The organism is Nonomuraea sp. NPDC049649, assembly GCF_040675175.1.
Taxonomy (GTDB): domain Bacteria; phylum Actinomycetota; class Actinomycetes; order Streptosporangiales; family Streptosporangiaceae; genus Nonomuraea.
On record NZ_JBFAOH010000007.1, the window covers coordinates 134,077 to 156,596 of the forward strand.

A 22,520-nucleotide genomic window follows, 5' to 3' on the forward strand; every position below is an offset into this window, starting at 1 on the left:
GTCGGGTAGTAAACCCGGCAGTGATGATCGGGGACGCCGGTGTCTGTCCACACCTGGAGGTGCCGTGTCCTGGCGTCCCCCCGCTCTCATCACCACGGCGCTCGCCGTCGTCCTCGCCTTACCCGGCGTCGCGGCGGCCGACGACCCCCCGCCGCCCCAGGTCGAGTCCCGCGCGGGCACCGAGGCCCCGGCGGAGGTCAGCGGCCTCGCCGAGCCCGCCGGGGCGGGCGACCCCGTCGCCGCCGCCCGGGACCACCTGGCCGGCCCGCGTTACCACATCGACCCGGCCGACCTGACCCCGCTGCACACCGTCGCCGACGGCCGGGACGAGACGGTCAGGTTCGCCCAGCGCCACCGCGGCCTGCCGGTGCTCGGCGGCCAGTACCTGGTCCACTTCCGCAACGAGGGCGGGCAGCGTACGGTCACCGGCGCGGGCGGCCGCTATCTCACCGAGCTGGACGTCGCCACCACCCCCGCGATCACCGCCGGGCAGGCCGGGCAACTGGCCCGCGCCCGGCTCATCCCCGACCGCGCCACCCGCGAGACCGTTCAAGCCGGAGCCGGCGAGCTCGTCGTCGTGCCCACCGGCAGCGGCGTGCTCGCCTGGCGGGTCACGCTCCGCGGCCGGGACGCGCGGCTCGGCCTGCCGCTGCTGCGCGAGGCGTACGTCGACGCGCACACCGGGCGGGCCCTGTTCAGCGTCGACCGGCTGCGCCTGGCGGACCCGGGCGAGGCCAGCGGCACGACCGCGCACGGCCAGAGCGTCACCCTCCGCGCTCACCTGCGCGACGACGGCGCCTACGAGCTGCGCGACCGCTCCAGGCCCATGTGGAACGGCGCCACCGGCGAGATCCTCACCTACGACGCCAAGGGCGGCGACGTCTCCGGCTACGTGGTGCCGGGCATCCCGCAGGGGCTGGAACCGGCCCGCTCGGACACCCCCGCGTTCGGGCCCGAGCACACCGAGAGCGGCGCGGTCGACGCCCACCACCACGCGGGCCTCGTCTACTCCTACTTCCGGGAGCTCGGCCGCGACGGGCTCGACGGCCGCGGCGGCACCATGCACTCGGTGGTCGACGTCACCGACGAGGGCGAGCCGTTCGCCAACGCCTTCTGGGACGGCACCAAGATGGTGTACGGCGGGGGCGGCCCCGACTTCCACTCCTTCGCCGCCGGCCTCGACGTCGTGGGCCACGAGATGACCCACGGCGTCATCGAGCACAGCGCCGGCCTGCTCTACCTCGGCCAGTCCGGCGCCATCAACGAGGCCCTCGCCGACTACTTCGGCAACGCCATCGAGGTCGACACGCTCGGCGTGCCCATGACCGACCCGGAGGCGAGCCTGCTCGGCGAACGGCTGTGCAAGACCGCCGCGCCCGCCGCCTGCGCGATCCGCGACCTCGGCGACGGCCGGCACGCCACCCGCGACTACATCGGCGCCGGGGTCAGCCTCGACAGCGGAGGGGTCCACCTCAACTCGACGATCTTCTCCGGCGCCCTGTGGGAGATCCGCGAGGCGCTCGGCGGCGCGAAGACCGACCGGGTCGTCTACAAGGCGCTCACCGAGTACATGACCCCGCTCGACGACTTCGTGGACGGCCGCCGCGCCGTCGAGTCCGCCGCCCGCGCCGCCCGCCTGCCCGCCCGCGACCGGCTCACCGTCGCGCGGGCCTTCGACCGGCACGGCATCCGGCCCGGCTGGGAACGGCGCATCCCCACCGACAGCCGGGTGCTCGCCGACGGGCTCACCGTGGCGTTCACGCCGCCGGGCCTCGCAGGCGACCGGTACGTGATGACCGGCGGCGCCGCCGACGGCACCGGGCCCACCTACATCGTCACCGGCCGGACAGGCGGCGGCGGGCCGGTCCGGCTGTCGGAGAACGACGACCTCGACGACCTGCCCGCCACCGACGGCCGCCGCGCCGTCTGGGTGTCCATGCGGACGGGGCCGCAGCTGACGTTCCGGGTCCTGTCGCGGCCCCTGGACCGCCGCGCGCCGGAGACCGTCCTGCACGAGTCGCCGGAGGTCATCAACGGCGTCGCGGTCGACGGCGACACCGTCGCCTGGGCGGGCACCGACCCGGCCACCGGCGAGAAGGAGGTGTGGGTCAAGCACGGCGCCGCCGCGCCCGTCGTCATCACCGCCGAGCCCGGGGTGCATGGCTTCCAGCCCTCGGTCGAGGACGGCAAGGTGGCGTACGTGCGCGTCTGGGAGGAGGGCGGCGCCGGCCGCTCGACCCCGGCCGTGTACGACGTGGCCAGCCGGACCGAGGTCGTGGTGCCCGAGGTGCCCGGCACCGGAGGGGGCCCGTCGTTCTCCGGCAGGCCCGTCATCACCTCCCGGCACGTCGTCTGGCTGACCGACACCGACGGCGACGGCAGGGCGGGCGTCATGCGGGCGGCGACCGACGGCACCGGCACGACCGCGCTCGTCCCGGACGGCCCGGACGCGCCCCGGGTTGTCTGGCTCGACGCCGTGGACACGACCGTCACGGTCAACGTCCAGCCGGGGCTGACGCCGCGCAACCGCGACCTGCCCAAACTGTTCCAGATCCCGATGACGGGCGGGAAACTGGAGCGCTTCTCCTGCAACCGCGGCAACCAGTACCTGCCCGCCGCCGGTGACGGCAGACGGGTGATCTGGTACGACGGCACCGCCGGCGACACCGACCTGGTCATCCGCGACCGGCCGGCCCGCCGCTGCTGACCCCCGGCGGGGGCCCGGCTCCGGCGGGCCCCCGCCTGTGGTTTGCTTGGGTGCCGTCAGCATCACCGAACCGACCGGGGGGTTCCCATGGGCAGCGCCGAGCCCGAGATCACGTTCCGCAGCGACATGGACGTGGAGCTCGTCAAGTCCGCCGCGTCAGACGCCGACGTGCTCTGGGCGGCGCGCGTCTCCACCAAGGGCGAGAGCTCGCTGGCCGAGATCGAGGCCGACCCCGAGCGCTCCAAGGGCCTGATCAACTTCCTGATGCGCGACCGGCACGGCACGCCGTTCGAGCACTCGTCCATGACCTTCTACGTGAGCGCGCCGATCTTCGTCTTCCGCGAGTTCATGCGCCACCGGACCTTCTCCTACAACGAGGAGTCGGGCCGGTACCGGCAGCTGACGCCGGTCTTCTACGTGCCGGGCCCCGACCGCAAGCTGGTGCAGGAGGGCAGGCCCGGCAAGTACGTCTTCCGCGAGGGCACCCCCGAGCAGCACAAGCTCGTCACCGAGGCGACGATGGAGAGCTACCGCCAGTCCTACCGCGCCTACCAGGAGATGCTCGACGCCGGGGTCGCCCGGGAGGTCGCCCGCACGGTCCTGCCGGTCGGCCTCTACTCCTCGATGTACGCCACCTGCAACGCCCGCGCCCTGATGAACTTCCTCTCCCTGCGGGTCAAGCGCGAGGACTCCACGTTCCCGTCGTTCCCGCAGCGGGAGATCGAGATGGTGGCCGAGCAGATGGAGGCCATCTGGGCCGGGCTCATGCCGCTGACGCACGCCGCCTTCGAGGCCAACGGCCGCGTCTGCCCCTGACCGGCCCGGCTCACGCCAGGACGGGCATGACGTAGACCTCCGCGCCCGGCGGCAGCGCGCAGTCGAGGCCGCCGAGGCCGCGGGCGTTCTCGCCGCACACGATCATGCTGATGTGCCGGCGGATCCGCCCGTACTCGTCCCTGATCCGCTCCTCCAGCAGGGGGTGGGTGCGGCGCAGCACGTCGAGCGCCGCGCCCAGGGTCGGCGGCGAGTGGCGGTCGCGGCCGACCGCGAACACCTTCACCTCCGTACGGCCGCTCACCCACCGGCGCAGCACGGCGGGCAGCACGAACACGACCAGCATCACCGGACGGGCCATGGCTCAGAGCACCGCCGCCCGCACGGTCAGCACGTCGGGCAGGTGGGCGGCCACCCTCGACCAGGTCGCCCCGTCGTCGGCCGACCAGTGGACCTCGCCGTCGCGGGTGCCGAAGAACAGGCCCGTCTCCGTGGCGGCCATCGCGTCGCGCAGGACGCTCGCGTACACCGGGCCCTCGGGCAGCCCCCGCTCCAGCGGCTCCCACGACCCGCCCGCGTCGGCGCTGCGGAAGACCCGGTAGCGGTGGTCCACCGGCGTGCGGTCCACGTCGGCGTGGAGCGGCAGCACGTACAGCGTGTCCGGGCGGGACGGGTGGGTGACGATGGGGAAGCCGAAGTCGGAGGGCAGCCCCGCGCCGATGTCGTGCCAGGCGCCGCCGAAGTCGTCGCTGCGGTAGACGCCGAAGTGGTGCTGCAGGAACAGCCGGTCCGGCCGGGCCGGGTCCATCGCCACCTTGTGCACGCACTGGCCGAACTCCGGATACTGCTGCCCCTCGGGCAGGAACGGGGCGCGGATGCCCCGGTTGGCCGCCTCCCACGTCAGGCCGCCGTCGGCGGTGCGGTAGAAGCCGGCGGCGGAGACCGCCACGCCGAGCACGCGCGGGTCGGTCGGGTGCGGGATGATCGTGTGCAGGCAGAGCCCGCCGCCGCCCGGCTGCCAGCGGGGCCGGTGCGGGTGCTCCCACAGGCTCTCCACCAGGCGGTAGGTGACGCCGCCGTCCTCCGACCTGAACAGCGCGCCCGGCTCGGCGCCGGCCCACACCACGCCGGGCTCCGAGGGGGAGGGCGTGAGCTGCCAGACGCGGGTGAGCGTGGCCTCCGTCTTCTCGGGGAAGGCGATCGGCGGCTGGCCGGCCTCCTGCCAGGTCTCGCCGAGATCGTCGGAGTACATGACCGAGGGGCCGAAGTGGCCGTACTCGATGCCGGCCAGCAGGCGGGGAGTCCGGCCGCGGGTGTCGATCGCGACGGAGGGGACCCCGACGGTGGAGAACCGGACCGGGTCGACGCGGAACGCGCCGGTGGCGGTGGAACGGGCGAGGAACAGGCCCTTGCGGGTGCCGATGGCGAGCAATGTCTCTGTCATGGCGTTCGCTCCCGTGGTCGGTTGCGGCCATCGTGTCACGGGGCTGCCGGGCTCGCTGAGTTCTGGGAGATTCGCCCCGCGATTACCTCCCGGGTAATCGTGGTCTTTCTCCTGTCATCGCTAATGTGCCGGATATGGGAGCTGTTGCCGTACAAGAAGAGACGTTTGGTGAATTGCTGCGTACGTGGCGGCAGCGGCGCCGCGTCAGCCAGCTCGATCTGGCGATCGAGGCCGGCGTCTCCAGCCGGCACATCAGTTTCCTGGAGACCGGGCGCGCCCGGCCCAGCAGGGAGATGGTGATGAAGCTGGCCGAGGAGCTGGACATCCCGCTGCGGCACCGCAACCGGCTCCTGGTCGCGGCGGGGTTCGCGCCGGTCTTCGCCGAGCGCGAGGTGCGCGACCCCGAGATGCGGGCGGTACGGGAGGCGCTCGGCACGATCCTGGCCGGGCACGAACCGTACCCGGCGCTGGTCGTGGACGCCGCGTGGGACCTGGTGGCCGCGAACACGGCGGCCGGGCTGTTCACGGCGGGGGTCCCGGAGGAGCTGCTGGCGGAGCCGGTCAACGTGATGCGGCTGTCCCTGCACCCGGAGGCGCTGGGCGGGCGGCTGGTGAACCTGGCCGAGGTCCGCGCCCGCCTGCTGCACCAGCTCCGCAGGCAGGCCGAGATGTCCGGGCACGGGCGGCTGGCCGAGCTGCACGACGAACTCGCCGCCTACCGCTACCCCGGCGTGGACCTGAACGTGACGCACGTGCCCGGCCCGGGCGACATCCTGCTGCCGTTCCGGATCAGGCACGGCGACCGCGTGCTGTCCATGTTCACCACGATCGCCACCTTCGGCACGCCCGTCGAGGTGACGGCCTCCGAGCTGGCGATCGAGACGTTCTGGCCCGCCGACGAGGAGACCGCCGCGGCGTTCCGCTGATCACCGCTCCCCGGGCATCACGTCCCGGTGGATGCGCTGCGGCGGCACCCCGTCGCGCCGCAGGTTGCCCACCGTCTCGGTGACCATCGAGGGCGGCCCGCACACGTACACCTCGTGCTCGGCCCAGGAGTGGAAGCGGCGCGTCACGTCCGCCAGGCGCCCCCGGATCCCCTCGTACCCCGGATCGTCCGACACCACGGGCAGCACCCGCAGCCACGGGAACGCGGACTCCATCCTGACCAGGTCCGGCAGGTCGTACAGCTCGGCCGCGGTGCGCGCCCCGTACAGCAGGTGCATCCCGCGGCGGCGGCCGGAGGCGATCACCTGCTCGATGATCGCCTTCAGCGGCGCCAGCCCGGTGCCGCCCGCCACGAACAGCAGGTCGCGCCCGTCGTGCTCGGGCGGGGCCATCGAGCCCATCGGCGGGCCCAGCATGACCGTGTCGCCGATGCGCGTGTCGCGGATCAGCGTGGCCGACACCCAGCCGCCGGGCACCGAGCGCACGTGCAGCCGGATCGTGTTGTCGGGACGCGGCGCGTTCGCGATCGAGTACGTCCGCCACACCCGCGGCCAGCGCGCGGTCTGCACGCTGACGTACTGGCCGGGCGTGTACGGGAGCGGCTCCGACGGGCGCAGGGTGACGACCGCGATGTCGCTGTGGCGGCGCTCGTGGTCCACCACCTCCGCCAGCCACCAGGCGGGGGAGACCCCGGCGTCGGCCTCGGCGGACTCGATCATGATGTTGGCCGCCGCCGTGAACGCCGACACCCAGGCGGCCTCGACCTCGGCGTTCCAGACGGCGGCGGCGAAGCGCCGGACGGTGGCGAGCAGCGCGCTGCCGATGGCGGTGTAGTGCTCGGCGAGCACTCCGTACTTGCGATGGTCCCTCCCCAGCCGGCTCAGGTACGCGCGCATGCTCTCCGGGCTGTCGACGCTCCACACGATGCGGGTCAGCGCGCTGAAGAGCCGGTCGCGCTGGACGTCCAGCGCCGGCGGGAACATCCCGCGCAGGTGCGGGTTCTCCGCGAACAGCCTGCCGTAGAAGTATGCGGTCGCCTTGTCGGCCACCGGCTCGATGATGGAGAAACTCTCCTTGACCAGGCGCGGATTCAATGACATATACCCAACCCGTCCTATAGACCGGAAATCATTTCCGGTCGTGCTGTCCCACCTCCCTGGCGGCTCCGGGTGATGAGCGTCCGGCCTGCCCCGGCACGTCCGATCGCTCGAAATCCAGTGTTACACCGCGTCCGTAGCCCCACAACCGATTCGCCCGATGAAGTGCGGATCTGAACTATCGGTAACGGTCACGCTGTTTTCTCTATCTGCTGGCGCGGTGTTTCGAGTATTAAACACGAATAAGAATTGTATTCGGCTTCATGCCGATATTTACGGATTTGGACGGTGAATCCTTGCTCCCGGCCGCCCTGCGCCGGGACCGGACGGCGAGCTCCAGACGGGCAGCCGGGAGGAGACTTGTGGGACAAGCGACATAAGCGAAATGGTGTGCGCCATGATGGTCAGGTGCCCGCACCCCAGGCCACCCCGCACAACCCTCCCTTGGAGATCGCATGTCCCGACCGCTGATCGGCGTCACCGCCTACCTCGAGGCCGCCCGCTGGGATGAATACGTGCGCGAGGCCGTGCTCTCCCCGCCCGCGTACGCCAAGGCGGTCGAACGGGCCGGCGGCGCGCCGGTGGTGCTGCCGCCCATCAGCCCGCACGCCATCGGCGACTACGTCAGGACGCTGCGCGGCGTGGTGCTGACCGGCGGCGTCGAGGTGGGCGCGAGCACCTACGGCGGCGAGCAGGACCCCCGCGCCCCCGAGCCGCAGCCGCACCGCGACCGGTTCGAGCTGGCCCTGGCCCGCGCCGCCGTCCAGGCCGACATCCCCGTCCTGGGCATCGCCCGCGGCATGCACGTGCTCAACGTCGCCCAGGGCGGCAGCCTCATCCCGTGGCTGCCCGAGATGCTGGAGCACGAGCGGCACAACGAGCCCGGCGCCCGCCACCGCATCCAGGTGAGCGTGTCGAGCAAGCTCGGCAAGGCCGTCGGCGACCAGGTGGAGGTCGTCGCCCCGCACACCCAGTCGGTGCGCCGCCTCGGCACCGGGCTGCTCGCCGTGGCCTGGGCCGACGACCAGATCGTGGAGGGCATCGAGCTGCAGGGCCACCGGTTCGGCGTCGGCGTGCAGTGGCACCCCGAGCGTGACACCGGCCAGGGCGCGAACGGATTGTTCGATGCGCTGGTGGAAGCCGCCCGCTAGGCTTCGATCATGACGCTGCATCCCCAGGCCCGCGCGTACGTCTCCGCCTACCCGTCGGACCTGGGCGACGACCCGGACACGCTCGATCTGGAGCGGATCCGGGAGATGCGCGCCGTCGACGGGCTCGCCGCCCACCGCGGCCCGCTCGCGCAGCTGCCCTCGGTCCGCGACGAGACGGCCGAGGGCGTGCCCATCCGCATCTACCGCGCCGGCCGCGGCGACGAGCCGCTGCCCGTCGTCGTCTACTTCCACGGCGGCGGCTTCGTCTTCGGCAGCGTCAAACGGAACGACGCGCTCGGCCGGGACCTGGCCATCCGCACCGGCGCCGTGGTCGTCTCCGTCGGCTACCGGCTCGCCCCCGAGCACCCGTTCCCGGCCGCCGCCGACGACGCCTGGACCGTCGTGCGCGATGTCTTCGCCCGGCCCGCCTTCTACCAGTGCGACGGCCGGGTCGCCGTGGTCGGCGACAGCGCGGGCGGCAACCTCGCCGCGGTGGCCGCCTGGCAGGCGCGCGACGCCGGGCTCGCCCTCGCCCACCAGGTCCTCGTCTACCCGGTGCTCGACGCCGCCATGGACACCCCCAGCTACCGCGAGTTCGCCCGGGGCTACGGCCTGGACGCCAGGGAGATGGCCTGGTTCCTGCGCCAGTACGCCGCCGGCGCCGACCCCGCCGACCCGCGGCTGTCGCCGCTGCGGCTGGAGTCCCTCGCCGGGCTGCCCCCCGCCACCGTGGTGACCGCCGAGTGCGACGTGCTGCGCGACGAGGGCGAACGCTACGCCGCCCGGCTCGCCGAGGCGGGGGTGCCGGTCGAGCTGCGCCGGTACGAGGGCGCGGTCCACAGCTTCTTCGCCCTGCCGCGCCTGTTCGACCAGGCGGCCGAGGCGCGGGAGTTCGTCGCCGCCCGGCTCAAGGAGTTCCTGTGACGTACGAGAAGGCCTACGAGCGGCTCAAGCTGGACCGTCCCGCCGACGGCGTGCTGCGCGTGACCATCAGCGCGCCTGGCCGGCTCAACGCCGTCGACAGCACCGGCCACCGCGAACTGGCCGAGATCTGGCGCGACGCCGACCGCGACGACTCCGTCCGGGCCGTGCTGGTCCGCGGCGAGGGCGAGGCGTTCTCCGCGGGCGGCGACCTGGCCATGATCGAGGAGATGACGCGCGACCACGACATGCGGATGCGCGTCTTCACCGAGGCCCGCGACATCGTCTACAACGTGATCAACTGCGCCAAGCCCGTGGTCTCCGCCATCCAGGGCCCGGCCGTGGGCGCCGGGCTGGCCGTCGCCCTGCTCGCCGACATCTCCGTCGCCGGCCGCACCGCGCGCATCATCGACGGCCACACCCGCCTCGGCGTCGCCGCAGGCGACCACGCCGCCATCGTCTGGCCGCTGCTGTGCGGCATGGCCAAGGCCAAGTACCATCTGCTGCTCTGCGAGCCCGTCACCGGCGAGCAGGCCGAGCGGATGGGGCTGGTCAGCCTCTGCGCCGACGACGACGCCGTCCACGAGACCGCCCTGGAGATCGCGGTCAAGCTCGCCGCCGGCTCGCCGGAGGCCATCCGGCTCACCAAGTACGCGCTCAACAACTGGCTGCGCCTGGCCGGGCCCGCGTTCGACGCCTCGCTCGCCATGGAGTTCCTCGGATTCACCGGCCCCGACGTCGCGGAAGGGGTCCGGGCGGTGCGCGAGAAACGGCCGCCGCGCTTCACCTGAACTGGGGTTTCGCCGCCGTAACCGGGGTAGTCGCACAGGCATGGAACGCATGGCCGGATCGCACCGGGGGCCTGTCCGCCGGGGCCGAGAACGCAGCCCCGGGGGACGAAGCAGCGGCCCGCCGCGGTCCGGGCCGGGTGGCGGTCAGAAGCCGCGGGGGAGGCCGAGCACCTGCGTCGCGAGGTAGTTGAGCAGAAGCTCCTCGGTCACGGGTGCCACCCTCCCGATCCGGGCGTCGGCGAGCAGCCGGGCCACCGGATACTCCAGGGAGTACGCCATGCCGCCGTGGGTCTGGAAGGCGGCATCGGCGGCCTCCCAGGCGGCCTGGGAGGCGGTCAGCTTGGCGATGTTGGCCTCGGTGCCGCAGGGCAGCCGCCGGTCGAACGACCAGGCCGCCTTGTAGATCATCAGCCGGGCCAGCTCGATCTTCGCCTTCACCTGGGCGAGCGGGAACGCCACCGCCTGGTTGGCGCCGATCGGCCGCCCGAACACCTCGCGCTCCTTGGCGTACTGCACGGCCACCCGTAGCGCCACCTCGGCGCCGCCCAGCGCGGAGGCCGCCAGCAGGACGCGCTCGGGGTTGAGGATGTCCCACAGCACGGCCGCGCCCTGGTCGATCTCGCCCACCACGTTCGCGGCGGGCACCCGCAGGTCGTCGATGAACACCATGTTCGACGGCGTGGTGTTGGCGCCCATCTTCGGGATCGGCTGGAACGACAGCCGCCCGGCCGCGACCGCCTCCGGCACGTTGACCAGGAACACGGTCAGCCCGTGAGTGCGCGGCTTGGCCTCGGCCGCCGGCACCGTCCTGGTGACCAGCAGCATCCAGGTGGCCCGCTGCACGCCGGTGATCCAGATCTTCTGCCCGTTGATCACGAAGTCGTCGCCGTCGCGGCGGGCCGAGGTGGTGATCGCCAGCGAGTTCGACCCGGCGTCCGGCTCGGTCAGCGCGAAACACGTCTCCAGCTCGCCGCTCGCCAGCCGCGGCAGCAGCTCCTCCTGCTGCCACGCACTGCCGTGGCGGGTCAGGGTCAGCGCCCCGAAACCGGGCGTCAGCACGTACGTGAAAGCCGAGCCGCCCGCCGCGCCCGACGCCGAGATCGTCTCCGTCGCCACCGCCAGCTCCAGCAGGCCCTGCCCGCCCCCGCCGAACCGCTCCGGCACCGCCAGCCCCAGCCAGCCGCCCTCGCCGAGCTCCTCCCACACCTCCTGCGGCCAGCGCTTCTCGGCCTCGCACCGCTGCCAGTAATCAAGGTCGTAGCGGGCACAGATGTCGGCGACGCCCCGCTGCACGGCGAGCGCGCTCTCCGGGAGAGTGAAATCCATCACGCCATGGTAGAAGGAAGCTCTGTTCGGGGGCGAGGCCTGCGCGCGTGGAACACGAACGCCGGAGGCGCGTTCCGCCACACCGTCCGCCCCGCCACCACCTCCTCGAACCGCTCGGTCAGCAGCGCCCGGAAGCGCCGCGCCCTGCTCAGCGGGATCGCGTGCACGTACGAGAAAGTGGTGAACGCGGCCGTCTGGCTCATCACCGACGTCACCGCGTCCATCAGCACGAGCTGCAGCCGCTGCGGGAACGCCGCCCACGGCAGCCCGCTCACCACCACGTCCGCGTGCTTCAGGTCGCGTTCGGCCAGCAGCTCCGGCAGCTTGGCGGCGTCGCCGTTGACCACGTCGACGGTCGGGAAACGCTCGGCCAGCAGCGCGGCCATCGTCTCGTTGAGCTCCACCGCGAGGTGGTGACCCCGGCCGTCCAGCCGGCGCTGGATCTCCGCGGTGAACGGTCCTGTCCCGGGCCCCAGCTCCACCACGGTCGGCTCACCGCGTTCGGGCACCGGTGCGCAGACCGCCGCGGCTAGCCGCTGCGAGCTGGGCCAGAAGGCGCCGATCGTGGCTGGTGAGCGCAGGAATTGGCCCAGGAACAGCGAGGTGTCGTTGGACATGGCTCCGACGGTAGAGGGAAGATCGCCTCCGGGTCTCCCCGGCGGAGATCCGGCCACTTGGAGGATACGGCATCCTCCGCCGTGAGGGCGGTCCCAAGCCGTTCCCGGCTCTCTCGGCGGCCATGACCTGGGGCGTCGTCCACCGGCCTGCTTTCCAATGAATCTACAGTGTAAAGGCGCTCCGGCTGCTCACTCGTGCGGCTGAACCCGCCACGATGCTCACTCGTACGGCTGAAACCCGCCACGATGCTCATCCGTACAGCTGAACCTGTCACGAGGCGGGGTGGTGTTCCCGCATGGGCAACCGCCCGGGAGGCAGGGTGGAGTTCCGCACGGACAACCGCCCGGCGCGATCGTGGGTGTTGCCGGGGCGATCCGAGGTGCTCATCCCGGCGTGGTCGCGGGGGGAGTGCCCGCGCCGCTAACCTCTTGGGTGTGTACGTGAAGATCTGCGGTCTGACCGATCCCGGCGCCGTGGCCGCCGCCGTCGAGGCGGGTGCCGACGCCATCGGGCTCGTGATGACCGCCAGCCCACGGCAGATCACGCCGGAGCGGGCGGCCGAACTGGCGGCCGCGGTCCCGCCGGAGGTGCTCACCGTGGGCGTGTTCCGCGGGGAGGACCCGGCGACGGTCCGGGCCGCGGCGCTCACGGCCGGGGTGCGCGCCATCCAGCTTCACGGGCGTCACCCGCACGGCGACTTCACCGCGCTCAAGGACCTCGGGCTCACCCTGATCCGGGCCGTCGACGCCCAGGCCGACCTCCGATGCGGCGCCTTCGACGAGAGCCTGCTCCTCGTCGACGCGCCCCGGGCCGGTTCCGGCGAGCCGTGGGACTGGTCGGCCGTCCGCGGCCGTCCGACCGGACAGTGGCTGCTCGCCGGCGGCCTGGCCCCCGGCAACGTCGCCGAGGCCGTGGCCGCCGCCCGCCCGTGGGGGGTCGACGTCTCCAGCGGCGTCGAGGCCTCTCCCGGCGTCAAGGACCCGGCGCTGATCACCGCCTTCATCGACGCCGCCCGCGCCGCCTCCCCCCGCACCGAATAACCCCCCGCCTCTCGCGACGGCGCCCTTACGCCTCCCCCGCGCCGAATAACCTCCGCCCCTTCACGACGGCGCCCTTAGGCCTCTCGTCCGACGCCCCTCACGGCGGAGGCCCCCTCACGACCCCACACATCCCTCTCGGGCTGTCCTGGTCCCGCCTTACAAGGGCGGGCCCGGCGATCCCCTCGCTCACGCGGACCTTCACAGTTCTGTTTCTACGGCGTGAGCCCGGCGACGGCGGGGCGCTCTCCCCGTCCCGCTTTTCGGCGTGAGGCCGGCGATCGCGTCTCCCGCGCGGGTCCCGTTTCTCTCACCGGGTTACCGGTCCTGGATCTCCGGGTTCTGCCTCTGGAGCTTGCCCGGCTTGGACTTATTCGCTCGAATCCGCTCCGCGGAAAACCGGCCGCACCCGCGCCTGACGCCCCCGACCTGGCCGGAAGCGGCCCCGCTGTGCTGGGAGTTCGCACAGTAGGGTCTGGGGCGTGAGTGAAACTTCCGCCGAGGACCGAATCTGGACGGTTCCGAACCTGCTGAGCTTCCTGCGCCTTCTCGGCGTGCCTGTGTTCCTGTGGCTGGCTCTGGGGCCGCGGGCGGACGGATGGGCGCTCGCTGTGCTGGCGGTGGCCGGGTTGACCGACTGGCTGGACGGGAAGGTCGCTCGCGCGTTCAACCAGGTGAGCAGGCTCGGGCGGCTGATCGATCCGGCCGCGGACAAGCTGTACGTGTTCGCGACGATCTTGGCGCTGCTGGTGAGGGAGATCATTCCGTGGTGGCTGGCGGCCGTGATCCTCGCCCGGGAAATCTTCGTCGGCGCGTTCTTCCCCGTTCTCCGTAAACATGGTTATCGGGCACTTCAGGTGCATTTCCTGGGCAAGGCCGCCATGTTCAACCTCATGTACGCCTTCCCTCTCCTCTTCCTTGCCTCCCACACGGGGTGGTATGCCGAAGGGGCACGCGTCGCAGGGTGGGCGTTCGCGCTGTGGGGAACGGGGCTCTACTGGTGGGCCGGCGTGTTGTACGCGATACAGGTACGACAGCTCGTGACCGCGAACACGAAGGAGTGAGCGGGTGAAGGCGGTTGTCATGGCGGGCGGCGAAGGCACCCGGTTGCGGCCGATGACGGCCAACCAGCCCAAACCCCTGCTTCCGGTGGTCAACCGCCCGATCATGGAACACGTGCTGCGCCTGCTGAAACGGCACGGCGTCACCGAGACCGTGGTCACCGTCCAGTTCCTGGCCGCGCTCGTACGCAACTACTTCGGCGACGGCGACGAGCTCGGCATGAGCCTGCAGTACGCGATCGAGGACGTGCCCCTGGGCACGGCCGGGAGCGTCAAGAACGCCGCCGCCCGGCTGCGCGACGGCCGCTTCCTGGTCATCTCGGGCGACGCGCTCACCGACATCGACCTCACCGACATGATCCGCTCCCACCGGGAGACGGGGGCGCTCGTCACGATCGGGCTCAAGCGGGTGCCCAACCCCCTGGAGTTCGGCATCGTCATCGTCGACGAGGCCGGGCGGGTGCAGCGCTTCCTGGAGAAGCCCACCTGGGGCCAGGTCTTCTCCGACACCGTCAACACCGGCATCTACGTCATGGAGCCCGAGGTGCTGGGCGACGTCCCCGCCGGAGAGCCCGCCGACTGGTCGGCCGACGTCTTCCCCCGGCTGCTGGAGCGCGGCGCCCCCATCTACGGCTACGTGGCCGAGGGCTACTGGGAGGACGTCGGCAGCCACGGCAGCTACCTCAAGGCGCAGGCCGACGCCCTGTCCGGCAAGGTCCGCCTCGACATCGGCGGCTTCGAGGTGTCGCCCGGCGTCTGGGTGGCCGGCTCCGCCTCGGTCGAGCCGGACGCGGTGCTCAAGGGGCCGCTGTTCGTCGGCGAGTACGCCAAGGTCGAGGCCGGCGCCGAGCTGCGCGAGTACACGGTGCTCGGCAACAACGCGGTGGTGCGCGAGGGCGCCTTCCTGCACCGTGCGGTCGTGCACGACAACGTCTACCTGGGCCCCGGCACCCACCTGCGCGGCTGCGTGATCGGCAAGTCCACCGACGTGATGAGCGGCGCCCGCATAGAGGAGAACGCGGTCATCGGCGACGAGTGCGTCATCGAGGCCGAGGCGTACGTGTCGAGCGGGGTCAAGATCTACCCGTTCAAGACCATAGAGGCCGGGGCCGTCGTCAACACCAGCGTCATCTGGGAGTCGCGCGGCCAGCGCAACCTGTTCGGCCCGCGCGGCGTCAGCGGGCTGGTCAACGTCGAGATCACGCCCGAGCTCTGCGTCCGCCTGGCCAGCGCGTACGCCACGACCCTGCGCAAGGGCGAGCACGTCGTCATCTCGCGCGACTCCTCGCTGGCCGCCCGGGCGCTCAAGCGGGCCGTGATCGGGGCGCTCACCGCCAGCGCGATCAACGTGGACGACCTGGAGGCCGCGCCGCTGCCGGTGGCGCGCTTCCACGCCGCCAGGGGCACCGCGGCGGGCGGCGTCGCGCTGCGCACCACGGCGGGCGACCCGCAGAGCGTCGACATCGTCATCATGGACGACCGCGGCGCCGACCTGCCGCCCGGCTCCCAGCGCAAGCTGGAGCGGGTCTTCTCGCGGCAGGAGTTCCGCCGCGCCTTCCCCGGCGAGATCGCCGAGCTCACCTACCCGGCCAGGGCCGTCGAGGACTACACCCGCGAGCTGCTGAGCCGGGTGGACATGACCGGCGTGCGCGGCATGAAAGTGGTGGCCGACTGCGCGGGCGGCACCTCGTCGCTGGTGCTGCCGCGGCTGCTGGGCCGGGCCGGGATCGAGGTGCTCACCGTCAACGCCGTGCTGGACGACCTGTCGCCCACCGAGACGCTCGCCGAGCGCCGCCGCGACCTGCAGCGGCTGGCGGAGCTGGTCAGCTCCTCGCGGGCGGCGTTCGGGGTCCGGTTCGACCCGGTGGGGGAGCGCATCGCGCTGGTGGACGAGCAGGGCCAGCTCATCAGCGAGGAGCGGGCGCTGCTGGTGGTCCTGGACCTGGTGGCGGCCGAGCGCAGGAGCGGCCAGGTGGCGCTGCCCGTCACCACCACCCGGGTCGCCGAGCAGGTGTGCCGCTTCCACGGCGTGCAGGTGCAGTGGACCTCCACCGCCGTCGACGCGCTCACCTCGGCCGCCGCCGGCCCCGGCATGATCTTCGCCGGTGACGGGCGGGGCGGTTTCGTGGTGCCGGAGTTCAGCCCGGCCATCGACGGGCTGGCGGCCTTCATGCGGCTGCTCGGGCTGGTCGCCCGCACCCGCCTCTCGCTCAGCCAGATCGACGCCAGGATCCCGGTGGCCCGGATGCTCAAGCGGACGATCCCCACGCAGTGGGCGGCCAAGGGGGCGGTGATGCGCTCGGTCATCGAGGCGGCCGAGTCCGGCGACGGCCACCGGATCGACACCACCGACGGGGTGCGGGTGGTCGGCGACGACGGGAGCTGGGTGCTCATCCTCCCCGCGGCCACCGAACCCGCCACCGACCTGTGGGCCGAGGCGGCCGACGTCGACACCGCCCAGCTCTTGATCGAACGCTGGGCTAGGGTGGTCGAGGAGGCGACATGATCCACACATCGCCGCTTCCTGTCCGGGATTTGCCGGGAAGGACGGCAAGATCGTAATGTTGAAACGCGCGGCGGCATGGACCTTCAGGTGGGGGCGGTTGTAACTTTGTCAGCGTCCGAACCTGTCGTCCAGCGCCCCGCCTTGACCTTTGCCGCTGATCAGCGTAAGTTGCGGCATTCGCAAAAACCTGACGAGCGAAGCGAGGCGCGCCGCGAGCACCGTAGCCGCGTCTTCGCGGTAGGAGGCCGAGCCGATCGATGCCGAGCGTCTACTGCACGCAGTGCGGGCATGCCAACCCCGAGGATGCCCGTTTCTGTTCCCGCTGTGGGTCCCAGCTGACCAGACTCGAGGTCTCCGGGGACACCACGTCGACGATCTCCGTCGCGGGAATTGAGGCGTACGAGGCTGAGACCGGCGACATGCTGATGGCCGAGCGGGCGCTGGTGGAGCAGCTCCCGCCGGGCACGGCGCTGCTCACCGTCACCCGGGGGCCCAACCAGGGCAGCCGCTACCGGCTCGACAAGGACCTGACCACCACCGGCCGCCATCCCGAGAGCGACATCTTCCTCGACGACATCACGGTCTCGCGCCGTCACGTCGAGTTCTACCGCTACCGCGGCGGCCAGTTCTCGGTGCGCGACGTGGGCAGCCTCAACGGCACGTATGTGAACCGCGAGCGCATCGAGGAGGTCCCGCTCCACTCGGGCGACGAGGTGCAGATCGGCAAGTTCCGGCTGCTGTTCCTGATGCGGACCCCCAGCGGCGCATGAGCTCCCAGGCGGCACGCTCGCACATGAGCATCGGGGAGGTGCTCGCCCTGCTGCAGGGCGAGTTCCCCGACGTCACCATCTCCAAGATCCGCTTCCTGGAGGGTGAGGGGCTGATCGAGCCCGAGCGCACCCCGTCGGGCTTCCGCAAGTTCACCCACCTGCACGTCGAACAGCTCCGCTACATCCTGACCGAGCAGCGCGACCGCTACCTCCCGCTGCGCGTGATCAAGGACAAGATGGCCGAGAACTTCGGCCGTCCCCGCGCGCTGCCGGAGAAGCAGGAGGTCAGGCTCACCCGCGCCGAGCTGCTGGAGGCCGCGGGCCTCGACGACGAGACGCTCACCGAGCTGGAGGACTACGGGCTGCTGGCCCCGGTCGCCAGGCGCTACGACGAAGAGGCGCTGAAGATCGCCCGGGCCGTGGGCGGGCTGGCCCGGTTCGGGCTGCACGCCCGTCACCTGCGCGCCGTCAAGGCCGCCGCCGAGCGGGAGGCGGGGCTGGTGGAGCAGACGGTCGCGCCCATCCTCAAACGCCGCAAACCGGGCGCCATCGGGGAGGCCGACGAGGTGGCCAGGGAGCTGTCCTCGCTCCTGCTCGACCTGCACGCGGCGCTCCTGCGCACGGGGGTTCGGGACGTTCTGGGCCGATGAGCGGCCTGCGGGACATTCAGGGCCCGGCGGGTGTTACGTTGAAATGCAGAAGCGGACCAGCGATGACCTGAGCCGGGCCACCGGCCAGTCGAATATGGAGCAGCCCGTGTTGCAGATGGAGGTAGTGGGCGTCCGGGTAGAGATGCCTACCAATCAGCCGATCGTTCTGCTCAAGGAGGCACACGGGGACCGGTTCCTGCCGATCTGGATCGGCATGACCGAAGCGACGGCCATAGCGCTGGCACAGGCCGACGAGCCGCCGCCCCGGCCTCTCACCCACGACCTGTTCAGGGACGTGCTCAGCGCCCTCGGCGTGGGCCTGCGCGCCGTCAACATCGTCGCGCTGCGTGACGGCATCTTCTTCGCCGACCTCGTGTTCTCCAACGGTGTTGAGGTGAGCGCGCGGCCGTCCGACTCCATCGCGCTCGCGCTGCGCACCGGTGCCCGCATCTTCGCCAGCGAGGAGGTGGTCCAGGAGGCAGGCGTGATCATCCCCGACGACCAGGAGGACGAGGTGGAGAAGTTCAGGGAGTTCCTTGACACGATCTCACCCGAGGACTTCGGCCAGGCGGGGTAGGTATTTCAGTGCATTTACGCTTCACGACGCGCCGAGCCGGATCGTTGACTGAGCATGGTCACAGTCCTACGGTGCAAGTGAAACTCGTGGCCGACCTTTTACGAACCCCCAGATGAGGCCACGGGATGAGAGAAAGCCGGAGGTCCGCGTGGCGGTCAGCAGCGGCGAGGGAAAGACGGCCGGCCAGGAAGATCCGGTGCGGCGCGAAAGCGCGCGGCAGCGTGCGGGAGAGCAGGGCTTGCTCTTCGACGAGCAGCCTGCCGCGCTGCCGGACGACATCGGATACCGCGGGCCCACGGCCTGTGCCGCGGCCGGCATCACCTACAGGCAGCTCGACTACTGGGCGCGGACCGGGCTGGTCGAGCCCACCATACGGGCGGCGCAAGGCTCCGGCTCCCAGCGCCTCTACAGCTTCCGCGACATCCTGGTCCTGAAGGTCGTCAAGCGGCTCCTCGACACCGGAGTCTCCCTCCAGCAGATCCGCACCGCCGTCCAGCATCTGCGCGACCGCGGGGTCGCCGACCTCGCGCAGATCACCCTGATGAGCGACGGCGTCAGCGTCTACGAGTGCACCTCGGCCGACGAGGTCATCGATCTTCTCCAGGGCGGGCAGGGCGTGTTCGGCATCGCGCTCGGCCGGGTCTGGCGCGAGGTCGAAGGATCCCTCGCGGAGCTGCCGGGGGAACGGGCGGCGGTCGTGGACGACGTCCCGGCCGACCATCCCGCTGACGAACTGGCCCGGCGGCGCCGCGCGCGACGCACCGGCTGAAGCCCCGAACCACCCCAATCCGGTCGAAGCCTGTAACCTAGGACTTGCTGACGACCCCGTGCGGGAGAGACCCCGGCACGGCCGGGGCGCCGAAGGAGCAACCCTCCCCGGAATCTCTCAGGCGCCAGTACCGCTCGGGTGAGGCAACTCTGGAAAGCAGGTGCGTCAGACCAGGCGCACCTCACCGACGGTGCAAGCCCGGTGCGGGTGAAGCTCTCAGGTCGTCATGACAGAGGGGGAGATCCGGCATAAGCCCGCGCCCAGCGCCGGTCTCCACAGCCTCGGGAGGCATCTCCAATGACCGACCTGTCAGCACCGCCTTTCTCCAGCCGGCACATCGGGCCCACCCCGGCCGAGCAGCAGCGCATGCTCGAAGCCGTCGGTTTCGCCTCGGTCGCCGACCTCGTGGCCGCCGCCGTGCCCGAGGCCATCAGGGCCAAGGACCGCCTCACTTTGCCGGCCGCCGCCGGCGAGGCCGAGGCCATCGCCGAGCTGCGCGCCCTGGCCGGCCGCAACCAGGTGCTCACCTCGATGATCGGCCTGGGCTACTACGACACGGTGACGCCCGCCGTCATCCGCCGCAACCTGCTGGAGAACCCGGGCTGGTACACCGCCTACACCCCGTACCAGCCGGAGATCTCGCAGGGCCGGCTGGAGGCGCTGCTGAACTTCCAGACCGTCGTCTCCGACCTGACCGGCCTGCCCGTCGCCGGGGCGTCCCTGCTCGACGAGGCCACCGCCGCGGCCGAGGCCATGACGCTGGCCCGCCGCGCCGGCAAGGTCAAGAGCCCGGTGTTCGTGGTCGACGCCGACACGCTGCCGCAGACCAAGGCCGTGCTCGCCACCCGCGCCGAACCGCTCGGCATCACGCTCGTCGAGAGCGACCTGGAGGGCGAGCTGCCCGAGTGCTTCGGCGTGCTGATCCAGTACCCCGGCGCGTCCGGGCGGCTGCGCGACTTCCGCGACGTGGCCGAGCGCGCGCACCAGGCGGGCGCGCTGGTGGTGGCCGCCGCCGACCTGCTGGCGCTCACGCTCGTGGCCGCGCCCGGCCAGCTCGGCGCCGACATCGCCGTCGGCTCCTCCCAGCGGTTCGGCGTGTCGTTCGGCTTCGGCGGCCCGCACGCCGCCTACATGTCCGTACGCGAGGGACTGCAGCGCCAGATGCCCGGGCGGCTGGTCGGGGTGTCGGTCGACGCCGACGGAGCCCCCGCGTACCGGCTGGCCCTGCAGACCCGCGAGCAGCACATCCGCCGCGAGAAGGCCACCAGCAACATCTGCACCGCGCAGGTCCTGCTCGCCGTCATCGCCGGCATGTACGCCGTCTACCACGGCCCCGACGGGCTGCGCCGGATCGCCCGCCGCGTCCACCGGCACGCCGCCGCGCTCGCCGAGGGGCTGCGCCGGGGCGGCGTCGAGGTCGTGCACGGCGAGTTCTTCGACACCGTGCGCGCCCGCGTGCCCGGCCGGGCCGCCGAGGTGGTCGCCGCCGCGGCCGAGCGGGGTGTCAACCTGTGGCAGGCCGACGCCGACCACGTCTCCATCGCCTGCGACGAGAAGACCGGCGCCGCCGAACTGGCCAAGGTCTGGGCCGCCTTCGGCGTCGAGGGCGGCGTCGCGCCGGAGTCCGCCTCCGACGCGCTGCCCTCCACGCTGCTGCGCGAGTCGGACTTCCTCACCCACCCGGTCTTCAACACCCACCACAACGAGACCTCGATGCTGCGCTACCTGCGCAGGCTCCAGGACAAGGACATCGCTCTCGACCGCTCGATGATCCCGCTCGGCTCCTGCACCATGAAGCTGAACGCGACCACCGAGATGGAGCCCATCACCTGGCCCGAGTTCGCCGGCGTCCACCCGTACGCGCCCGAGACGCAGGCGCTCGGCTACGTCGAGCTGATCGAGACGCTGGAGGGCTGGCTCGCCGAGGTGACCGGCTACGACAAGGTCTCCATCCAGCCGAACGCCGGTTCCCAGGGCGAGTTCGCCGGGCTGCTCGCCATCCGCGCCTACCACCGCGCCAACGGCGACACCGAGCGGGACGTCTGCCTCATCCCGTCCTCCGCCCACGGCACCAACGCCGCCAGCGCCGTCATGGCGGGCATGCGGGTCGTGGTCGTGGCCTGCGACGACGAGGGCAACGTCGACCTGGCCGACCTCGACGCCAAGATCGCCAAGCACCGCGACCGGCTGGCCGCCATCATGGTCACCTACCCGTCCACGCACGGCGTCTACGAGGAGACCGTCACCGAGATCTGCGCCAAGGTCCACGACGCCGGCGGCCAGGTGTACGTCGACGGGGCCAACCTCAACGCGCTCGTCGGGCTGGCCAAGCCCGGCCAGTTCGGCGCCGACGTGTCCCACCTCAACCTGCACAAGACGTTCTGCATCCCGCACGGCGGCGGCGGCCCCGGCGTCGGCCCGGTCGCCGTCCGCGGCCACCTCGCCCCCTACCTGCCCGGCCACCCGCTGCGCGACGGCTCACCCGTCGGTCCCGTCTCCGCGGCGCCTTACGGCTCCGCCGGGATCCTGCCGATCTCGTGGGCGTACATCAGGATGATGGGCAGCGACGGCCTCACCGCCGCGACCGAGCAGGCCATCCTGTCGGCCAACTACGTCGCCCGCAGGCTCGCCCCGCACTACCCCGTCCTCTACACCGGCCGGGGCGGGCTGGTCGCCCACGAGTGCATCATCGACCTGCGGCAGATCACCAAGGAGACCGGCGTCACCGTCGACGACGTGGCCAAGCGGCTCATCGACTACGGCTTCCACGCGCCCACCATGTCCTTCCCCGTCGCCGGGACGCTCATGATCGAACCGACCGAGAGCGAGGACCTGGCCGAGCTGGACCGGTTCCTGGACGCGATGATCGCCATCCGCGCGGAGATCGCCAAGGTGGCCTCCGGCGAGTACGACAAGACGGACAACCCGCTGCGCAACGCCCCGCACACCGCGGCGGCGCTGACCGCCGACGAGTGGACCCACCCGTACTCGCGCACCGAGGCGGGCTACCCGGTGCCGTCACTGCGCGACGACAAGTACTGGGTGCCGGTCCGCCGGATCGACCAGGCGTACGGCGACCGCAACCTGGTCTGCTCCTGCCCCCCGCTGGAGTCGTACGAAGACTGACCACCGTTCAGCCGGGCCTACGCCGGCCGGGCCTCTATGGGACCGGTCGGCGTGAGGGCCGAGCGGGTCTTCGCCGCATCGGTCGGCGCCGGCGTGACCCCGGCGCCGCTGTCGGCTGTGATCAGGGCGTGGCAGTGCGGCCGGGAGGACGACGGCCCGGTGCGCTCGCCGGGCCGCAGCCTGCGGAGATCGCCGTCACGTCCATGTTGGGGCGGACCGGCGGTTGGCCGCTGCTCGTGGATCCGGGATG

19 protein-coding genes and 1 riboswitch are annotated in these 22,520 nt (G+C 71.9%); of the genes, 14 read left to right on the top strand and 5 right to left on the bottom strand.

Annotated elements, in window-relative coordinates:
• Positions 1–64 precede the first annotated feature (64 nt).
• Both AB0J42_RS12355 and thyX read left to right on the top strand, forming a co-directional pair.
• A complete protein-coding gene (locus AB0J42_RS12355; protein ID WP_364292208.1) occupies positions 65–2,707 on the top strand; it encodes a M4 family metallopeptidase in 2,643 nt (880 codons plus the stop codon).
• An 87-nt stretch (positions 2,708–2,794) separates the two neighbouring features.
• Entirely contained in the window at positions 2,795–3,523 is a 729-nt protein-coding gene (thyX, locus tag AB0J42_RS12360; protein WP_364292211.1) for an FAD-dependent thymidylate synthase, read from the top strand.
• A gap of 10 nt (positions 3,524–3,533) precedes the next feature.
• Here the strand turns inward: thyX and AB0J42_RS12365 are convergent, their stop codons facing one another.
• Positions 3,534–3,842, bottom strand: a complete 309-nt coding sequence (locus tag AB0J42_RS12365; protein ID WP_364292214.1) for a molybdopterin synthase sulfur carrier subunit — start codon at positions 3,840–3,842, stop codon at positions 3,534–3,536.
• A gap of 3 nt (positions 3,843–3,845) precedes the next feature.
• On the bottom strand, positions 3,846–4,925 hold the full coding sequence (locus tag AB0J42_RS12370) for an exo-alpha-sialidase (protein WP_364292217.1): 1,080 nt from the start codon (positions 4,923–4,925) through the stop codon (positions 3,846–3,848).
• A 173-nt stretch (positions 4,926–5,098) separates the two neighbouring features.
• Between AB0J42_RS12370 and AB0J42_RS12375 the strand changes: the two genes are divergently transcribed.
• Entirely contained in the window at positions 5,099–5,851 is a 753-nt protein-coding gene (locus AB0J42_RS12375; RefSeq protein WP_364292220.1) for a helix-turn-helix transcriptional regulator, read from the top strand.
• Here the strand turns inward: AB0J42_RS12375 and AB0J42_RS12380 are convergent, their stop codons facing one another.
• The gene (locus AB0J42_RS12380; RefSeq protein ID WP_364292223.1) at positions 5,852–6,970 is read right to left on the bottom strand and encodes a globin domain-containing protein; all 1,119 of its coding nucleotides are present in this window, start codon (positions 6,968–6,970) and stop codon (positions 5,852–5,854) included.
• A 452-nt stretch (positions 6,971–7,422) separates the two neighbouring features.
• Between AB0J42_RS12380 and AB0J42_RS12385 the strand changes: the two genes are divergently transcribed.
• Genes AB0J42_RS12385 through AB0J42_RS12395 form a run of 3 tightly spaced genes read left to right on the top strand, consistent with a single transcriptional unit; the run spans position 7,423 to position 9,830 of the window.
• Positions 7,423–8,118: a gamma-glutamyl-gamma-aminobutyrate hydrolase family protein gene (locus tag AB0J42_RS12385; protein ID WP_364292226.1), complete on the top strand. Its 696-nt coding sequence runs from the start codon at positions 7,423–7,425 to the stop codon at positions 8,116–8,118.
• 9 nt (positions 8,119–8,127) lie between these two features.
• Positions 8,128–9,042 carry an alpha/beta hydrolase gene (locus AB0J42_RS12390; RefSeq protein WP_364292229.1) on the top strand — a complete coding sequence of 305 codons (915 nt, stop codon included), beginning with the start codon at positions 8,128–8,130 and terminating at the stop codon, positions 9,040–9,042.
• On the top strand, positions 9,039–9,830 hold the full coding sequence (locus AB0J42_RS12395) for an enoyl-CoA hydratase/isomerase family protein (protein ID WP_364292232.1): 792 nt from the start codon (positions 9,039–9,041) through the stop codon (positions 9,828–9,830). Before AB0J42_RS12390 ends, AB0J42_RS12395 begins: the two co-directional genes overlap by 4 nt.
• Positions 9,831–9,974: 144 nt before the next feature.
• Here AB0J42_RS12395 and AB0J42_RS12400 read toward each other — a convergent pair whose 3' ends face one another.
• Entirely contained in the window at positions 9,975–11,156 is a 1,182-nt protein-coding gene (locus tag AB0J42_RS12400; RefSeq protein ID WP_364292235.1) for an acyl-CoA dehydrogenase family protein, read from the bottom strand.
• Positions 11,156–11,773 carry a methyltransferase domain-containing protein gene (locus AB0J42_RS12405; RefSeq protein ID WP_364292238.1) on the bottom strand — a complete coding sequence of 206 codons (618 nt, stop codon included), beginning with the start codon at positions 11,771–11,773 and terminating at the stop codon, positions 11,156–11,158. The genes AB0J42_RS12400 and AB0J42_RS12405 overlap by 1 nt, the downstream gene beginning before the upstream one ends.
• 435 nt (positions 11,774–12,208) lie before the next feature.
• Here AB0J42_RS12405 and AB0J42_RS12410 point away from each other — a divergent pair, with 435 nt between their 5' ends.
• The 8 genes from AB0J42_RS12410 to gcvP all read left to right on the top strand — a co-directional run bounded on the left by AB0J42_RS12410 (position 12,209) and on the right by gcvP (position 22,270).
• Positions 12,209–12,814: a phosphoribosylanthranilate isomerase gene (locus AB0J42_RS12410; RefSeq protein ID WP_364292241.1), complete on the top strand. Its 606-nt coding sequence runs from the start codon at positions 12,209–12,211 to the stop codon at positions 12,812–12,814.
• A gap of 479 nt (positions 12,815–13,293) precedes the next feature.
• Positions 13,294–13,875, top strand: coding sequence for a CDP-alcohol phosphatidyltransferase family protein (locus AB0J42_RS12415; protein ID WP_364292244.1), 582 nt, complete (start codon positions 13,294–13,296; stop codon positions 13,873–13,875).
• A gap of 4 nt (positions 13,876–13,879) precedes the next feature.
• Positions 13,880–16,378 (top strand): mannose-1-phosphate guanyltransferase, encoded by a 2,499-nt coding sequence (locus AB0J42_RS12420; RefSeq protein WP_364292247.1) that lies wholly within the window; start codon positions 13,880–13,882, stop codon positions 16,376–16,378.
• 257 nt (positions 16,379–16,635) lie between these two features.
• Complete coding sequence (locus AB0J42_RS12425; RefSeq protein ID WP_364292250.1) at positions 16,636–17,148, top strand: FHA domain-containing protein; 513 nt, start codon at positions 16,636–16,638, stop codon at positions 17,146–17,148.
• A gap of 23 nt (positions 17,149–17,171) precedes the next feature.
• Positions 17,172–17,798 (top strand): MerR family transcriptional regulator, encoded by a 627-nt coding sequence (locus tag AB0J42_RS12430; RefSeq protein WP_364292253.1) that lies wholly within the window; start codon positions 17,172–17,174, stop codon positions 17,796–17,798.
• A gap of 106 nt (positions 17,799–17,904) precedes the next feature.
• Entirely contained in the window at positions 17,905–18,375 is a 471-nt protein-coding gene (locus AB0J42_RS12435) for a bifunctional nuclease family protein (protein ID WP_364292256.1), read from the top strand.
• 148 nt (positions 18,376–18,523) lie between these two features.
• Positions 18,524–19,144 carry a MerR family transcriptional regulator gene (locus AB0J42_RS12440; protein WP_364292583.1) on the top strand — a complete coding sequence of 207 codons (621 nt, stop codon included), beginning with the start codon at positions 18,524–18,526 and terminating at the stop codon, positions 19,142–19,144.
• A gap of 51 nt (positions 19,145–19,195) precedes the next feature.
• A riboswitch (glycine riboswitch) is annotated at positions 19,196–19,287 on the top strand.
• Positions 19,288–19,441: 154 nt separating this feature from the next.
• Complete coding sequence (gene gcvP, locus AB0J42_RS12445; protein WP_364292259.1) at positions 19,442–22,270, top strand: aminomethyl-transferring glycine dehydrogenase; 2,829 nt, start codon at positions 19,442–19,444, stop codon at positions 22,268–22,270.
• The last annotated feature ends 250 nt before the right edge of the window (positions 22,271–22,520 follow it).

What these genes read in the sequence shown, in the direction of transcription:
- AB0J42_RS12380 (WP_364292223.1), bottom strand. Translation starts at nt 6,970, where the DNA reads ATGTCATTGAATCCGCGCCTGGTCAAGGAGAGTTTCTCCATCATCGAG.
- AB0J42_RS12390 (WP_364292229.1), top strand. Translation starts at nt 8,128, where the DNA reads ATGACGCTGCATCCCCAGGCCCGCGCGTACGTCTCCGCCTACCCGTCG.
- AB0J42_RS12430 (WP_364292253.1), top strand. Translation starts at nt 17,172, where the DNA reads ATGAGCATCGGGGAGGTGCTCGCCCTGCTGCAGGGCGAGTTCCCCGAC.
- gcvP (WP_364292259.1), top strand. Translation starts at nt 19,442, where the DNA reads ATGACCGACCTGTCAGCACCGCCTTTCTCCAGCCGGCACATCGGGCCC.
- AB0J42_RS12365 (WP_364292214.1), bottom strand. Translation starts at nt 3,842, where the DNA reads ATGGCCCGTCCGGTGATGCTGGTCGTGTTCGTGCTGCCCGCCGTGCTG.
- AB0J42_RS12385 (WP_364292226.1), top strand. Translation starts at nt 7,423, where the DNA reads ATGTCCCGACCGCTGATCGGCGTCACCGCCTACCTCGAGGCCGCCCGC.
- thyX (WP_364292211.1), top strand. Translation starts at nt 2,795, where the DNA reads ATGGGCAGCGCCGAGCCCGAGATCACGTTCCGCAGCGACATGGACGTG.
- AB0J42_RS12400 (WP_364292235.1), bottom strand. Translation starts at nt 11,156, where the DNA reads ATGGATTTCACTCTCCCGGAGAGCGCGCTCGCCGTGCAGCGGGGCGTC.
- AB0J42_RS12425 (WP_364292250.1), top strand. Translation starts at nt 16,636, where the DNA reads ATGCCGAGCGTCTACTGCACGCAGTGCGGGCATGCCAACCCCGAGGAT.
- AB0J42_RS12370 (WP_364292217.1), bottom strand. Translation starts at nt 4,925, where the DNA reads ATGACAGAGACATTGCTCGCCATCGGCACCCGCAAGGGCCTGTTCCTC.
- AB0J42_RS12405 (WP_364292238.1), bottom strand. Translation starts at nt 11,773, where the DNA reads ATGTCCAACGACACCTCGCTGTTCCTGGGCCAATTCCTGCGCTCACCA.